18 protein-coding genes and 1 tRNA gene are annotated in these 15320 nt (G+C 47.9%); 3 read left to right on the plus strand and 16 right to left on the minus strand.

All coding sequences use genetic code 11. The features are described from left to right. Positions 1 to 264: 264 nt before the first annotated feature. A complete protein-coding gene (locus AC0MA3_RS14395) occupies positions 265 to 729 on the minus strand; it encodes a MarR family winged helix-turn-helix transcriptional regulator (protein ID WP_474656678.1) in 465 nt (154 codons plus the stop codon). 147 nt (positions 730 to 876) lie between these two features. Here AC0MA3_RS14395 and AC0MA3_RS14400 point away from each other — a divergent pair, with 147 nt between their 5' ends. Further along, the gene (locus AC0MA3_RS14400) at positions 877 to 1305 is read left to right on the plus strand and encodes an organic hydroperoxide resistance protein (RefSeq protein ID WP_379151280.1); all 429 of its coding nucleotides are present in this window, start codon (positions 877 to 879) and stop codon (positions 1303 to 1305) included. Positions 1306 to 1408: 103 nt separating this feature from the next. On the opposite strand, the gene AC0MA3_RS14405 is transcribed toward AC0MA3_RS14400, so the two are convergent. The 11 genes from AC0MA3_RS14405 to AC0MA3_RS14455 form a co-directional block, all read right to left on the minus strand. Further along, positions 1409 to 3166: a YifB family Mg chelatase-like AAA ATPase gene (locus AC0MA3_RS14405; protein WP_474656679.1), complete on the minus strand. Its 1758-nt coding sequence runs from the start codon at positions 3164 to 3166 to the stop codon at positions 1409 to 1411. Positions 3167 to 3365: 199 nt separating this feature from the next. Continuing rightward, positions 3366 to 3875 (minus strand): phosphoesterase, encoded by a 510-nt coding sequence (locus AC0MA3_RS14410; protein ID WP_379151274.1) that lies wholly within the window; start codon positions 3873 to 3875, stop codon positions 3366 to 3368. A 58-nt stretch (positions 3876 to 3933) separates the two neighbouring features. After that, positions 3934 to 4350, minus strand: a complete 417-nt coding sequence (locus tag AC0MA3_RS14415; RefSeq protein WP_379151271.1) for a hypothetical protein — start codon at positions 4348 to 4350, stop codon at positions 3934 to 3936. Between the two features lie 133 nt (positions 4351 to 4483). Beyond that, positions 4484 to 4870, minus strand: a complete 387-nt coding sequence (locus AC0MA3_RS14420; RefSeq protein WP_474656680.1) for a YraN family protein — start codon at positions 4868 to 4870, stop codon at positions 4484 to 4486. Next, on the minus strand, positions 4867 to 5169 hold the full coding sequence (locus AC0MA3_RS14425) for an EscU/YscU/HrcU family type III secretion system export apparatus switch protein (protein WP_379151265.1): 303 nt from the start codon (positions 5167 to 5169) through the stop codon (positions 4867 to 4869). The genes AC0MA3_RS14420 and AC0MA3_RS14425 overlap by 4 nt, the downstream gene beginning before the upstream one ends. Further along, positions 5166 to 7310, minus strand: a complete 2145-nt coding sequence (locus AC0MA3_RS14430; RefSeq protein ID WP_474656681.1) for a DNA ligase — start codon at positions 7308 to 7310, stop codon at positions 5166 to 5168. The genes AC0MA3_RS14425 and AC0MA3_RS14430 overlap by 4 nt, the downstream gene beginning before the upstream one ends. A gap of 181 nt (positions 7311 to 7491) precedes the next feature. Then, a complete protein-coding gene (locus tag AC0MA3_RS14435) occupies positions 7492 to 8103 on the minus strand; it encodes a ribonuclease HII (protein WP_379154083.1) in 612 nt (203 codons plus the stop codon). A 200-nt stretch (positions 8104 to 8303) separates the two neighbouring features. Further along, positions 8304 to 9164, minus strand: coding sequence for a ribosome biogenesis GTPase YlqF (gene ylqF, locus AC0MA3_RS14440; protein ID WP_474656682.1), 861 nt, complete (start codon positions 9162 to 9164; stop codon positions 8304 to 8306). A 29-nt stretch (positions 9165 to 9193) separates the two neighbouring features. Then, a complete protein-coding gene (lepB, locus tag AC0MA3_RS14445) occupies positions 9194 to 9814 on the minus strand; it encodes a signal peptidase I (RefSeq protein WP_474656683.1) in 621 nt (206 codons plus the stop codon). A 203-nt stretch (positions 9815 to 10017) separates the two neighbouring features. After that, positions 10018 to 10362 carry a 50S ribosomal protein L19 gene (gene rplS / locus AC0MA3_RS14450; protein ID WP_074088051.1) on the minus strand — a complete coding sequence of 115 codons (345 nt, stop codon included), beginning with the start codon at positions 10360 to 10362 and terminating at the stop codon, positions 10018 to 10020. A gap of 148 nt (positions 10363 to 10510) precedes the next feature. After that, the gene (locus AC0MA3_RS14455) at positions 10511 to 10798 is read right to left on the minus strand and encodes a hypothetical protein (protein WP_379151252.1); all 288 of its coding nucleotides are present in this window, start codon (positions 10796 to 10798) and stop codon (positions 10511 to 10513) included. A gap of 238 nt (positions 10799 to 11036) precedes the next feature. On the opposite strand from AC0MA3_RS14455, the gene AC0MA3_RS14460 reads away from it, so the two are divergent. Then, positions 11037 to 11984: a hypothetical protein gene (locus tag AC0MA3_RS14460; RefSeq protein WP_474656684.1), complete on the plus strand. Its 948-nt coding sequence runs from the start codon at positions 11037 to 11039 to the stop codon at positions 11982 to 11984. A 95-nt stretch (positions 11985 to 12079) separates the two neighbouring features. Here AC0MA3_RS14460 and AC0MA3_RS14465 read toward each other — a convergent pair whose 3' ends face one another. Then, positions 12080 to 12331: a hypothetical protein gene (locus tag AC0MA3_RS14465; protein ID WP_074088046.1), complete on the minus strand. Its 252-nt coding sequence runs from the start codon at positions 12329 to 12331 to the stop codon at positions 12080 to 12082. A 228-nt stretch (positions 12332 to 12559) separates the two neighbouring features. Here AC0MA3_RS14465 and AC0MA3_RS14470 point away from each other — a divergent pair, with 228 nt between their 5' ends. Beyond that, complete coding sequence (locus AC0MA3_RS14470) at positions 12560 to 12766, plus strand: hypothetical protein (protein ID WP_379151246.1); 207 nt, start codon at positions 12560 to 12562, stop codon at positions 12764 to 12766. Between the two features lie 180 nt (positions 12767 to 12946). Here the strand turns inward: AC0MA3_RS14470 and AC0MA3_RS14475 are convergent. From AC0MA3_RS14475 to rimM, 3 genes are all read right to left on the minus strand, one after another. After that, a tRNA-Pro gene (locus tag AC0MA3_RS14475) sits at positions 12947 to 13020 on the minus strand. A gap of 846 nt (positions 13021 to 13866) precedes the next feature. Beyond that, complete coding sequence (gene trmD / locus AC0MA3_RS14480; RefSeq protein WP_474656711.1) at positions 13867 to 14715, minus strand: tRNA (guanosine(37)-N1)-methyltransferase TrmD; 849 nt, start codon at positions 14713 to 14715, stop codon at positions 13867 to 13869. Continuing rightward, positions 14715 to 15239: a ribosome maturation factor RimM gene (rimM, locus tag AC0MA3_RS14485; protein WP_474656685.1), complete on the minus strand. Its 525-nt coding sequence runs from the start codon at positions 15237 to 15239 to the stop codon at positions 14715 to 14717. The genes trmD and rimM overlap by 1 nt, the downstream gene beginning before the upstream one ends. Positions 15240 to 15320: the final 81 nt, after the last annotated feature.

Genomic DNA, 15320 nt, shown 5'->3' on the forward strand with positions numbered 1-15320 from the left:
GGGTCCAGACCGGTAGAAAGTAATTATCCCGGTACATACAGAATACCCGTGCCGGAATATTATGAATTCGGCACAGGTTTCTGTCTATGGCTGCCGGGGCGAATATTTAGAGGAACCATTTCCGCCCAGAGCCATAATATGAAACCCAGAATATTGTAACATGTTTTAAAAACGCTTTCCTTAAAAACTTTCATGATTTATACATACATTTTCGCTCAATTTCATGCCGGAATGCGAACGATCGCATTGACTTCGCTCAAAGAACTATTTTATTGCACTGGTATTGGCTTCGTGCACACGGGCGAGCAGGTCCTTGAACTGACCCAGCAGACCCACAAATTCATCTGCTGACAGCATCGTTCCTTCCGCCATTTTACCTGGGATGCACGATGCTTCACTGCGCAGAGCCTTACCCTGCTCAGTTAGTGAGATCAGCACCTTCCGTTCATCCTGAAGTGACCGTTCGCGAAGAATCAGGCCGGCCGCCTGCAGCCGCTTCAACAGCGGGGTTAATGTGCCCGAATCCAGAAAAAGCGCTTCGCCCAGCTCTTTAACTGTACATTGGTGCCGTTCCCACAGGACTAGCATTACAAGATACTGGGAATACGTTAATCCAATCTTATCAAGATGAGGCTGGTACAGCTTCGTGAATTCACGGGAACAGGCATAAATGGTAAAACATAATTGATTCTCAAGCAGCAGCTCGGGGGTTGTGGTTGTCTCATGCATATCTTCTTCACCTGCCTTTATGGCAATAGTTTATCACAATTTCGTGTAAATATCATGTTAATAGCAAAAAATATATTGACTATTATTTTAATTGTGTTAAATTATGTTGTGTACAATACATTAAAGAATGAACGGGAGAGATTAATAATGATGACTATCCAACAGAAAATGTACGAAACTACAGTAAAAGCAGTAGGTGGAAGAAACGGTTATATTGAGTCTGAGAGTCCAAAACTGAATCTTACCATTAGCACTCCACGGGAAATGGGCGGCGCCGGAGGCGAAGGTACCAATCCAGAGCAGTTGTTTGCAGCAGGTTATTCCGCTTGTTTCGACAGCGCACTGAACATGGTCGCCCGTATGGGAAAAGTGAAAATTGAAGGCAGCGAAGTTACAGCGACCGTAAGCTTCGGTAAAGTTGAGGATGGCGGATTCGGCATCGCCGTTAAGCTCGACGTCCTGGTCAAGGGTGTTGACAAAGAAACCGCAGCACAGCTGGTAGAAGCGGCTCATGGTGCTTGCCCTTACTCCCGTGCAACCCGCGGTAATATTGTAGTCGAGATGAATGTGCTCTAAGAACTTACTGCACATCTCGTTAACATAACACAAGCTGCCTGGGAGACCAGGCGGCTTGTTTGATTTAATAATCTAACAATGAAACACTTTATTCTTCGGAGAATCACTCATCCACTACAACTTGCCTATCCAAATTACGGTACTGAACAGCTTCAGCAAGATGGGCAGTGCTGATATCTGCTGACCCCTCAAGGTCAGCAATGGTACGGGCCAGCTTAATAATCCGGTCATGCGCCCGCATGCTTAAGCCGAGACTTTCCAGAATATCATTCAATAATTGCCTGCCGTCCTTATGAAGCCTTGCATAACGGCGCAGAGCAGCCCCCGACAGCTCGCTGTTCCAGGAGATCGGCAGATTTCTATAGCGTTCTGCCTGAATAGCTTGTACCTTAAGAACTTCGGAACGCATCTCCGCCGAAGATATCGAGGACCCCTCCCCATTCCAGTCACTCTGACGCGGGACATCCACCTGCATGTCAATTCGGTCCAGCAGCGGACCGGAAATTTTGCCGCGGTATTGGGCAATCTTAGCCGGGCTGCAGGTACAACGCTGATGTATCCCACCGTTCCCCAAATATCCACAGCTGCACGGATTCATTGAACACGCAAGTAAAAATTGTGCCGGAAATGTAAACGCCGCCCGTGCGCGGCTGATCGTCACCACTCCATCCTCAAGCGGCTGGCGAAGTACCTCAAGCACATTGCGTGAGAACTCCGGCAGCTCGTCCAAAAAAAGCACCCCCCGATGAGCAAGGCTCACCTCTCCCGGCTTGGGTATTCCTCCTCCGCCGATTAATCCTGCCGCTGATATCGTATGATGCGGTGAGCGAAACGGACGGCAACGCAGCAAACCACTGCCGGTATCCTTCAACTTGCCAGCAGAACTGAAGATCTTGGTCACCTCCAGCGATTCATTGTCGTCCAATTCCGGAAGTATGCCTGGCAGCCGTTTAATCAGCATGGTTTTGCCTGTACCCGGCGGTCCCATCAGTATAATGTTATGCATTCCGGCAGCTGCTATCACCAATGCACGCTTTACATGGTTCTGCCCCAGTACATCACTATAGTCCTCCAGCATTACGTTCACTTCAGAGTTTACAGAATTAATATGAGTATTTACAGGAATGTATCTCAGGTGATCCAGAGAATAAACTTTAACGGGTGGCCGGTCTCTTTCAAGAGTGCCTGTACTGACCGTTACAGGAAAAGGCAGTTCCGGAACAGGTGAAGACAAGGATGAAAGCTCCCAAGCTGTTTTTATGGGAATAGCAGTTGTGTAGCCCTTAGCAGGTGTAACCAGCTCCGAATTAGCCTTCATTGGTTTCCCATTCGGGATGACAGCTAAGCGCTCCCCCTCTGTATTTGGCAGTGGCAGCTGCCGTAAATGCTCCGCTGCATATACAGTCATCCCGCTGATTAATGCCGCTTCAGCAGCATTGCCTGCCGGGACAAGTACAGCCTTCATACCGTTACGGCGGGCCGCCTCGACCATAGACAGTACCCCGGTAACCGGCCGTAAACTTCCATCCAGCGCCAGTTCACCAATTAATAATAGTTGTGCCGCTTCAGGCATATCCAATTGGCCACTTGTGATGAGAATACCAAGAGCAATCGCCAAATCAAATGCGGAGCCTTCCTTGCGGAGATCAGCAGGCGCCAAATTTATGGTCACCCGCTGTTGCGGATAACGGTAACCACAATTTTTGACGGCGGCACGCACTCTCTCCACAGCTTCCCGGATTGCTGAATCAGGTAACCCAATGATGCTTGTCTGCGGCAAACCGTTAGCCAGATCAATTTCCACCCCTATCATGACACCTTCTATGCCATACAGGCATGCGCTGTGCATCTTTCCATACATAAAAAAAACACCTCGTCTCTTGAAATACGCCCCTAAGGACGGATAGTATTCAAGAAAAGGGTGCTTCCTCATTTTCCAGTTATTCAATTATCCTTAGTATACTCAGGATCTATTGGCATAATCAACTGTTAACCAGTATTCAACGGTATATTTTCCTATAGTACATAAATATGCATACATCTATATAAGAAAAAAATCGTTATCCTTCCTCATTCACTACAACATGATCTCTGATTTGAGCAAAAGACAGAGGTGTATAGTCCCAGTGTTCTACACAAATATTAAAATAATTCTTCCCCTCATACTTCTGGCCATGAATATGACCGTGCACATTTACATAAGGCATATGCTTGTTCATGTACATAGGTTCATGGGAAAGAAAAAAGAAATCTTTATATACCAAAGGATACTCACTGACCTCATTAAACCCGGCCTCAAGCCACCAGTTCCTTCCCCTACTCCGGTCGTGATTGCCTAGGATCAGGATTTTATAGCCATTCAGGGCCGATACAATATCCCGTGTTTTGTCCAAATTTAAGAACGAAAAATCCCCCAAGTGAAAGACTGTATCTTCTGTCCCGATTACAGAATTCCACTTCGCAATCATAACCTGGTCCATTTCTTCCACACTGCTGAAGGGACGGGTCTCAAAATCAATAATCAGCTTATGACCAAAATGCTGATCTGAGGTGAAAAATGTATTCGACATTCCTTTTCCCCCTACTGTAATCAGACACGGCCGCTTCATTTTAGCGGTGATGCACTCGTCACTCGTTCCAGCTCCGTTTGGCAGAACGCTGACTATTCGTATCCAGCTTTATTAACTCTGCTAAAGGGGGCACTTCCTCGTGCTCTATAAGCCAGTGCCGCATCTCTTTGATGGCTTCCACCTGTCCATTTCCTTTGTCACGCCAGGTCAGCAGCTCTATTACACGAATTACGAGCGATAAAAGACTACTGTTGCTGCTCTGGGTTTTTTCAGCCCGGATTTTTTGGAATAACGCTTCATTCTCCCAATCAATCAATATCTCTTCCGCTATGGCTGGCCGCATAACGGTAAAGGTCTTGTTACACTCGCTGCAGCAAATAACGGAAACAGGCTCTCCGCCCAGCTCTACTACGATTTTGGTTTTACAGTATTGGCAAGTAAAAGTCACCTGTATATCCAACGGTTGATCGCTCACTCGGACAGCCCTCCTCATGGTTGCATTAAAAAGTTACAATAATGTTTACCCATTTCTTCGGAGAAATGACCCATATTACAGAGGGTATGTCAAGACTGTATGTTTGAAAAGTCAACAAAATGTATAAAAATTTTCAAAAAGCATCCCGTATATGATGAAGGGATGCAATACTCCGGTCTTCATTCAGCATTACCGTGACGACATCAAATGAAACCCGGCGCTCATACTCGCTTTTCATATGTATGTATACCTGGGCGGTGGCACGCACCTGACGAATCTTCCGTTCATCCACAGATTCTTCAGGGGTACCCTGAAGCGGGCTTCCACTGCGGCTTCGCACTTCAATAAAAACAAGTACTTCACCGTGTTCAGCAATGATATCCAGCTCCCCGCTGCGGCAGCGCCAATTACGTTCTATAATCCGGTAGCCTTGGGAGGATAAATATTGGAGAGCGGCTTTCTCGCCATCAGCACCTTTTTGCTTGCGGGTATAAGGATTTCCAGGCGAAACCCCACTCACTTCTGCCTCCGTGTAACAGCTGAGCGGTCACTCTGATAGACAAAGCTCAAAATTTCCGCAACCAGCTGGTAAAGCTGTGGAGGAATCTGCTGGTCCAGGTCAAGCTTCGAGAGCACTTCCACCAGGGCAGCATCCTCTTGAACAGCCACCCCGCTGTCCTTGGCCAACTGCAGAATCTTATCCGCTACCGCACCTTGTCCCTTAGCTACAACAACAGGCGCTTCACTCTGTCCGGGCGAATATTTGAGGGCAACGGCTTTTTTCCGGTTTTTCGAAATTTCATTGGAGGGCTCACTCATATACGGTAATCCACTCCCTTGTAGGAATCCGGCACATAATCTGCCAGCTTGCCTGAGCCACCCGCAATAGCCACTGACCCCGCACTTGGCTCTGGAAGAGGTTCTGTTCTTAGACTGGACAGCTGATAGCCTATCGATTCCACTGCCGCTCCAATCTCATCCTTGCGTTCTTCCAGAAGTTCTAACACCCAGGGTGTATCGTTATGCAGCTTCAGACTTACGATTCTGTCCACAACCTGCACATCTACCAAAGTCTGTCCCAACTGCTTCATATCCAGATCAAACCACAGACGGCAGTTGGATGCATCCAGTTCGCCTTTGCGGCCCCGTCTGGACTGAATATGAACGGAAGCCGTTTCCTGCCCATCCGGACCATGCAGCGGCAGGAACATCGTAACTTGCGCAAAGGGGGCCGTCCGGTCTGTATTCAAAAGCAGTTGCTGACCCGTCAACTGCTGCACCAGCTGGCCTGCGGCGTCCTTTACCGCGGCCGGCACTTCACTGCTGCCCAGCACCTGCAGCAGCACGCCCTTCAGCGTAGCGGCGGCTGTATCCTCGCCGCCAGCTGCACTTGCCAGCGCCGCCTGCGGCAGCGCTGCTGTGCGCCCTGCTGCGGCCGCAGGCACCGCCGCAGCCCGCACCTCAGCGGCGGCCAGCCCGCCGCCGCGAACGGCCTGCTGCTCGTGCTCTGCACCGAGCAGCTTCAGCACCCGCCCCACCCACGACTCCGCGTCGTGGGTGGCTGCGGGGGCCGTCTGCTGCTGCGCCGCAGCAGACGGGTTCTCCCCGCGCTGCCCAGCAGGCGCGGGGGCTTGCTCTTGCCCCGCCGCTACTGGCGGGGCTATAGTGCCCTGCGGCGGCTGTGCGGCCGCAGGGGCAGGGGCAGCGAGCTGCGGCAGCGTGCCGCGCAGCTCGGTCAGTACGCCCTGCAGCTTCGCGAGAAGGGCGACACCCGTGCTTGCAGCAGAACCTGCTGCTGCAGGTACTGCTATCCGTTCCGGCTGTGCCACGGAACGGATTTCCGCCCCTTCTGCCTGTTCCGCAGAAGGAAGAATGCCTGCAGCGGCAACAGTTCCCGCAGCTAAAGATTGGGCTTTACTCGCCTTCGGAGCATTGCCCGCCATTTGAGCGGCGCCTGCCTCATCAGCAACAACTTCACCACCCTGCACAGCAATCCGTGCTGTTTGGCCTGTCGAGACCTCAGCCGGCTGTTCTGCCTCAGCAGCTATATTGGCTGCCACCGCTGCAACTGCGTTTTCGGGAGTCTGCCCAGCTCTTGCAACGCCAACAGAAGTCGTTCCAGGTTGATCAGCGACTTCAACAGCTGTTGCTGTTTCAGCTGAAGCTGCTGATCCCGTAGCCGTGGCCGCTCCATCTGCACTAACAACAACTATTTGGCTTGCTGCAGGAATAACAGGAGCGGTAGCACTTCCGTTTACAGGCATTCCTGCAGAAGGTGGAGTTGCCGTTCCTGGAACAACACCTGATGTTGGCTGGCTGGAAACTTTCGGTCCAGCAGTATTGCCACCAGCCGCTTCGAACTCCTGCTGCGCCCATTGGGCGATCGCCGTTTCAAGCTGAGCCACCAGCTCATGAAGCTTAGGCCCAAACACGGCTTGCTGAAGTCCTTTCACACTTTCTGCCGTAACAGGGAGTCCACGTTTTACCGAGATGACGGCCGCCTCCAGCCACTCCGATGCTGGAACATTAGGTGGTTTGGCGCTCATAACAGCGTCCAGCTTCACTGCCGTTTCTTTGGTCAGAGGGATGCCTCCAGATACCATTGCCTGAATAATTTCCTTTCCTGCCTTGGAATCTGTAAGTCCAAGCGATTCCATTGCTTCCCCCATACTTTGAGGTGAAGCCAGAGCGGCCTCACTGGAGGAGACGGGTTTTAATACTGGCAAACCGCCTTCTCCCGGAGGAGCAACCTGCAAATTCAGTGTTTGCCCGGGTTGCAGCGGCGTCTCCAGTTCCGCACGGACTGGAGTGCCTTGAATCTGCACCACCGCCTCTTTACCAGAATCAGATACACTAAGTACCACACCGCGGACAACCTGGCCTTCCTTTAGCTCTACCGCCTTGGGTTCACCTGGTTTTTGGTCTCCAAGCAATCCACGAATCAGAGATCCGATGTTCATGCCGTGCTCCCCTCCTTTCGTCTATTTCTTTCTATATATATCGGTATTTCAAGACGTTTTATAAGAAACGCATCTCACCCAAGTTTCGCTTAAGATAAGCACATGATCGCAATTCCAATTATATATAAATACACATTAATTCATTCAATAGGATAGCCTGTAGATTTGCATCTCCCTATTCTTAAAAAAGCGTCAGTTCGTCTGAAAGAATTCTCCCCAGAAAGCTGCGGCGGTGCATAGGCGTCGGTCCCAGCGCCAGGATCTGTTCTCTATGCAGTTTTGTCGCATAACCTTTATGTATTTTAATACCATAGTCCGGGTATAATTCATCCCAGAGACCTTCGCAGAGCCGGTCACGTGTAACTTTGGCCACTATAGATGCGGCGGCAATGGACTGACTGTTAGCATCCCCTTTAATAATCGCACGCTGAGGCAAGGGAAGATCCACCTTTTCCGCATCTATCAGCATATAATCAGGCCGATGCACCAGACCTTCTACCGCTTTTTTCATCGCCAGCCTGGAAGCCTGCTTGATATTGATCTCGTCAATCATCATAGAGTCCACATGCCCTACACTTACCGCCAGCGCATGCTCCATGATCTGCTCGAACAAGATCTCCCGCTTTTTCGCTGACAGCTTCTTGGAATCATCCACGCCCTCTATAATAAGACCTTCCGGTAAGATCACTGCAGCCGCTACAACATCCCCAAACAGACAGCCTCTACCCACCTCGTCAACCCCTGCTATATTCCGGTAATCCTGCTCCCAGCATTCCTTTTCGTAGCTTAACATATCTATCGAACTCACCGTTTATCCACCACCAATTCTTATTTCCCTATTCTCTGTACAAGCCAGCTTATCATAAGAATACACCGCGGTCATCCCACTTTTTGCTCAAAATACCCCTTCCAAATTCAGGATCATTCATGTATACATAACAAAAAACCATCCCAATTGCTCGGATGGCTCTTCCATTCCACATGATTTTGTATTTAAGGCGTTTCCAATGTGAAACGTCCCAACTTGCCAGCCCGCAGATCATGCAGCAGTAAGCGCGAAGCCTTTTCCAGGTCCACCCGGCCACCGCTGATCAGACAGCCCCGCTTACGCCCGACAGCTTCCATAACTGCAACAATTTCATCTGGATTCTCCAAGTCTTGCGGGAGCTTCTCGATCCCAAAACGCTCCTTGAAGCTTTCCCCATAATCCCCCACCAGATATTTCACCGCATAAAAAGCAATATCCTCAATATTCAGGATTTCCTCTTTAATTGCACCGGTTATTGCCAGTCGGTAGCCTACATCCTGATCCTCGAATTTAGGCCAAAGGATCCCGGGCGTGTCCAGCAATTCTAGATTGCCGCCCGTCTTAATCCATTGCTGTCCTTTGGTAACGCCCGGGCGGTCACCCGTTGCCGCGATATTTTTGCCAGCCATCCGGTTGATCAGTGTAGATTTACCCACATTGGGAATCCCGACGATCAGTGCCCGGCTCGGACGCGGATTCATACCTTTAGCAATCTGCCGGTCGATCTTCTCTTTCAGCAGCAGCTTGACCTGTTCTGGAATCTCTTTGATACCAGTGCCGGTAGCTGCATCCACCGGGTGCGCGACATGGCCTTCTGCCCTAAAATAAGCCAGCCATTTCCGTGTAGCCTCTGGGTCAGCCAAATCCGCCTTATTCAGAATAATCAATCTTGGCTTATCCCGCAAAATATCGTCAATCATCGGATTGCGGCTGGAAAGCGGCAGACGGGAATCGAGCAATTCTATACACACATCAATCAGCTTCAGCTTATCCTCGATTTGCCGCCTAGCCTTCGTCATATGACCAGGAAACCATTGAATGGCCATTGCCGTCACCTCCTTTGACTTCCGTCAACTTAATGGTTAATTACTGTAACATCTTTAATCGGCCAAAAAATGAGGTCTGCGCGGCCGACAATATCACTCAGCGGTACATAACCGATCATCCGGCTATCCGTACTGTCCGAACGGTTGTCTCCCATTACAAAGACATGCCCTTCCGGTACTTTTCCATCTGTAAAATCTTCATTCGGGAAATTCTTGTTATTGTACAACGCGTTGTTATCATGCGCCTGGTTAATCGCATCCTGAATATAGGTTTCATTCACCGGTTCACCATTTACAGTGACCACATCGCCTTCAACCTTCACTGTATCTCCGGCTACGCCAATTACACGTTTGATGAAATCCCTGCCTTCAGATGGCACATGGAACACAATAACCTCACCCCGCTGCGGTGAGCGGATGTCGTATAAGATTTCATTGACAATCACACGTTCCCCGGTATGGAAATTCGGCTTCATGGAAGGCCCATCCACAATAAACGGTTTGAACAAAAGCCATCGTATCAAAATCACCAGAATCAAAGCAATTGCAATTGCTTTGATCCATTCTAAAACCTCATTTTTGGGCTTGCGGGGATTCTTGCCGTCAGGCTCAACAACCTCACCTTGTCCCTGCTGAAAATCCTGCTGCATAGTTCACCGTCCTCTCTATATGCTACCCTCACTATACAACAAAAAAACTCCTACCAAAAACTCCTCCACGAATACTCCGTCAGGAGGCCTTTTCGGAGAAGCTGATCCAAAGGCAAATATAATCAAGATTTATATTAACAATTTCTTATATGTGAATAAAACGAAAGGGGCTTGATATCAAGCCCCTTTCCTTTGCCGCAATTTTAGCGACGGATTTCTTTAATTCTTGCAGCTTTACCGCGCAGGTCACGAAGGTAATACAGCTTCGCACGACGCACTTTACCACGGCGAGCCACTTCGATTTTCTCGATCTTAGGCGAGTTGATTGGGAAAGTTCTTTCCACACCAACACCGTAAGAGATTTTACGAACCGTAAAAGTCTCACCAATTCCACCGCCGCGACGTTTGATTACAACGCCTTCGAACAACTGGATCCGTTCACGAGTTCCTTCGATAACTTTTACGTGCACTTTCAAAGTGTCACCCGGGCGAAAACTCGGGATATCTTTGCGAAGTTGCTCTTGCGTAATTGCTTGTAGGATATTCATTTAGGACTTCCTCCTTCCGTACAGGTGTTCTTGCCTCTTCCGGAGAGACCATCGCTCTCCCTCATTATCCGCAGAGGACCACCGTATTCCACACAACAGAAATAATATTATCACAATTCCTCACGAAAGACAACTTTTTTTTCGAGATTCAGAGAGGCATCATATCACGTTTCTTTGCCTTTACTTTACAGTCCTTGCACAAGCCGACGACTGTCCCGTTATCCTGGGCATAGAAGATCAGTTTGCCGTTTTTCTTCTTACAAGAAGAGCAAGGCTGTTCATCAGTACTCTGCTTGGCTTTGCGGTGTCGGTCCATAGAAATCACATTACTGGTAGCGCCTTTTTTGGAACTTGAAGATGGTTTTCTCGGGTTGAGGTAACCAAAATACACAACCACACCAACTAATAACACAACTATAACTGCCGCATATTGCATTTGCATCATCCGCTCCCTTGACTGGTGTCAGTCTAATAGTAAACAGATCATCCCGGGCCTCGCATGGCTACGATAATACATTTATTCTAGCATACCTCTTCATCGAAATGTAGCAGACCAGATAACCTCGACTTTAGTCCAGCACATCAACCCGTCCCCGGCCCGTTTTCCAATATTTTTCCATAAGATAAAATGTGTATATACATAAGTAACAAGCAAATTACGGGGGGGCCTGAAATTGAAAAGAAATCGTAATCCAGCAATTCTCGCGGCAGTTGCCGTTTTCTCTATTGCATTGTTGTCCGGATGCCGGGAGCTTCCAGGCAAAGAAGCTGCAGACAAACAGCTGGAGCAGCGTCTGAATGGAAATTTCCAGAAGGAAACTTCTGAAGAAGTGAAACAAGGGTTGGACGAGGTTACTTCAGGTATTAAGCAAACAGTACAGAATACTTCCGTGAAGATGACAGAGGATATGAACGGGAGCAGTTTGAATAAAGTACTCGAGATTTCGGAAAAAACCAATTTTGCAACTGAACTGGTTCTTAAGAATAATGTGGGAGAAGTGAAGGTCACTTCCGGCAACAACGACTTCATCACCGTGAAGGCAACAGTCGTCCCACATTCTGGACTCAATCTGCTGACAAAACAAAATATTATAGATCACGCAAAAGTTACAGTTGAAGCTGACGGAAATAAGCTTAAGGTTTTCACCCATTCGAAGAATGCACCCGCAGAAGATCTATGGACCTGGGCACAAAAAGAATATGGCTCCTCCGATTTCAGTATTAGTTATAATATTCAAGTACCTTCTGATATAGATGAATACCAAATTAGTAATAATGTAGGTTCGATTCAGCTGCAAAACTTGAAAGGAACTTTCCATATCTCCAGCAATGTAGGGTCAATCGTTCTGGATAATGCTCAGTTAAGCGGAAGCTCGACCGTGGTATCGAATACAGGTAGTATCGATATGCACATCAACACCTTGAATTCCAGTAGCACTCTAAAAGCCAGCAGTGAAATTGGAACAATCACAGCCAATCTTAACAGCCGCCTAAAGTGCACTGTATCCACTAAAAGTGAGCTTGGCCAAATTACCGGGAATGAATCTGGAAAAACGGATTTCAACGGCGGCGGTCCACTAATCTCTCTGTACACACAGATCGGTTCAATTACAGTTCAATAGTCAACGAAATAATACAGGTGAACCAGCTTCACTATAGATATAACAAAAGCAGCCAATCTCAAGGGAGACCTGGCTGCTTTTGTTATGTCTTAACCCTAGATCAGCGCTATGGCCAGCAAGGTGAACAAGCTTAATGTCAAGATCTCGCTGCCGTATCCGTAGAACCCGCCATAATAATTTCCATAAGGATTAAATGCCGAAGTCTTCATTTTGCCATTGCCCTTTGTCTTCAAATATACATTGTTTCTGTCTACATTCACGATGATCCCTTCATGCCGTTTGCCGTCTGTAGTCATGATGCGAACTCTTTTATTCATACAATGTAAACAATTATAATAGGCTTCCACCTGAGAACCCCTCCCCATTCGTGATGCTGTATGTTATGCCCGGGGGGATAAGCCGGGAACGGCAATTGCCTCGTGGTAGACAGCAATAAAAAAAATAGCTGTGAAACAAAGAACTTGTGAACATTGTGTATCATTTTCGAGAAAAAGAGGTTATTATTAATGTAATATTCACAATTAGAGCGTTTACGAAGGATGGACAAATTTCATTTAACAGAGGAGGCAAATCTCATGAGTGCAGCTGGCAAAAGATTTATCAATGAAGGGGTGCTCCGTATCGCCTGGTTCATTATCTTTGCATCGCTTACCTATACTGTACGGAATTACACATGGGTGGTTGTATTATTTTCGGTAGTAGCTATCTATGCTCTCGGTTCAGGTATTGTGATGCTTGCGAAAGACCGTCAGGATCATCGCGATCATCATTCCAGGGTTTAGCAACGCTTAACCCCTACCGTGCTTATCCGCAGCACTTTCTCTGGACCTTTGGTTCAGCAGAAAGTGTTTTTTTAATGCATGCACCCACAGAGGGATATTTACAGCAAAAAGAACCACTTCGCGCCTGTTACTTACCCGGCTGATAGTGATTCCCTCTGTCTGAGATGCCACTTTGGTTAATCGGAGTAACAGGATTTGAACCTGCGACCTCACCCACCCCAAGGGTGCGCGCTACCAGGCTGCGCTATACCCCGACATTTATGTATTGCTGCGCTTTGTTCAATATACGCTTTAATCCTAATCGTAGAACTGAAGTGCCTTTCATTTACCTTCATTTTATATATACCGCAGACTAATAAAAGATTCAAGCATAAATTCCCTACTCTAAAAAACTATTTTTTTCTTAAAATTTATAGTTTTTTCGCAAAAGCTGTGCTATACTCTTGTCACAAGGAAAGGAGGTGCGTTCACATCAAGCATGACATGCTGAACGTATCCCTTACCCGGACCAACGGCTGAAGTTCTGGCACTGGTGGCGCGGGATACGGATCAAAGTTTTAACTAGCGCCTCGGGTAGAGAGACCGTCTTCGGACGGTCTTTTTCATTGCCTGCCCCCCATCCCAGAACGGGCTGCAAAACGCTGTATCGTTGTTATCAAAAAAACCACTACACCAGCCCCGAGTTCAGTCCCGGCTGAGGTAGTGGTTTTTATTCATGCTATATTGGTCTTATGATTTACGATTGGTATAGAAATCGATAATATCATTTACTGTGCGGAGCGGCTCCGCTTCCTTGTGGACAGTGTCCACGTCTGGCTTGAATTCTTCACGCGTATTCGTAGTCACTTATGTTCATTCCTTTCGATGGTTAAAATAGTTAGTTACATCTGAGATGTAATTTCCGGCGCCTCTCATAATTACCCCAAAAACAGGGTAGTAACGCACATCTGCTCGTATTTTTCAAATAATCTCTTAAGCTCATTCTCCTTTCAGCATGTACAAAGATTTGTATGACAGAAAAAAGCACAACAAAAAACGCCTCATCAACATAGTATACGTTAATAAGACGCTAAATATTCCATTTTATAGTAAATTTTACGTTAAAATATTTTTTTCAGCTTATCCAGGGCCGCCTTGTCCTTTATCGTCAGCTCAGCTGTCTCCAACAGATCCGGCCGGCGTTCTAAAGTGCGCTGCAATGCCTGCTCACGCCGCCACACTTCGATATTCGCATGATGTCCGCTTAGTAGGATATCAGGCACCTTCCACCCTCTGAATTCAGCAGGACGGGTATAATGAGGATATTCCAGAAGACCAGTACTAAACGAATCTGTCACCGCCGACGTCTCATTGCCGAGCGCTCCAGGCTGCAGCCGGACCACTGAATCAATCACTGTCAATGCAGGCAACTCTCCCCCGGTAAGTACATAGTCCCCGATTGACAACTCATCCGTTACCAGATGTTCTCTAATCCGTTCATCATAACCCTCATAATGACCACAGATAAAAATAAGATGCTCTTCCTGCGCCAATTCCTCAGCGATCTGCTGATTATAGGTCTGACCCTGAGGGCACATCAAAATGATGCGTGGTTTCGCCTGAGAGACAACAGCACTCCCGCTCTCCTCTGCAGCTTCTCCAGTGCTGTTCACTCGAAGCGATTCGTCCGTTTCAGCACTCTGCCCACCTTCTGAAGCTATACCCCTTGAATTCCCTGAAATTGCAAGCACATGTTCCACAGCGGCAAAGATAGGATCCGGCTTCAACACCATCCCGCCCCCGCCGCCATAGGGTGTATCATCCACACTATTATGCTTGTTTCCGGAGAAATCACGAAAGTTGACCGCGTTCAATGAAACAATCCCTTTTTCACGTGCTTTGCCTAGAATGCTAGTGCCGAATACACCTTCACACATTTCAGGAAAAAGCGTCAGCACATCAATCCGCATCATGGCAGCAGCCCTTCCATCAGGTGCACCTTAATCTTTTTGGCCTGGATATCTACATCTAGCACGACATCGTTGATTACCGGAATCAGGATGTCCTGACCCTTGGCCGGCTTTACCACCCATACGTCGTTAGCTCCAGGTTGAAGGATTTCCGTAATCTTGCCTAGGGGCTGACTGTCGTCTTCATCGGTATACACTTCGCAGCCAACAATCTGGTGAAAGTAGTATTCATTCTCCGGCAGCTCCACTAAGTCATCACTCGGAACCGTCAGCATGCTCCCTTTGTATTTCTCGATCTGATTGATGTTGGTATATCCTTTCAACTTAGCGATATACGTTCCTTTATGCTCTCTTGCCGCTTCCACCGTAACCTCGAATTTCGGGCTACCGTCCGCAGGAACCACGAACATTTTTTTACCCGGGGCAAATCGGACTTCCGGAAAATCGGTAGAAGATAATATTTTGATCTCCCCGCGAATTCCGTGTGTATTGACTAGCTTGCCTACGTTCAGCTCTTCCGTCATCTGACCCTCTCCTTTACCTATAGTTGTTGTGCAGCAGATTCCTTCTTATATATTTCAACAAAAAGGAGCCGGGATATACTA

The organism is Paenibacillus sp. LS-5 (assembly GCF_056121505.1).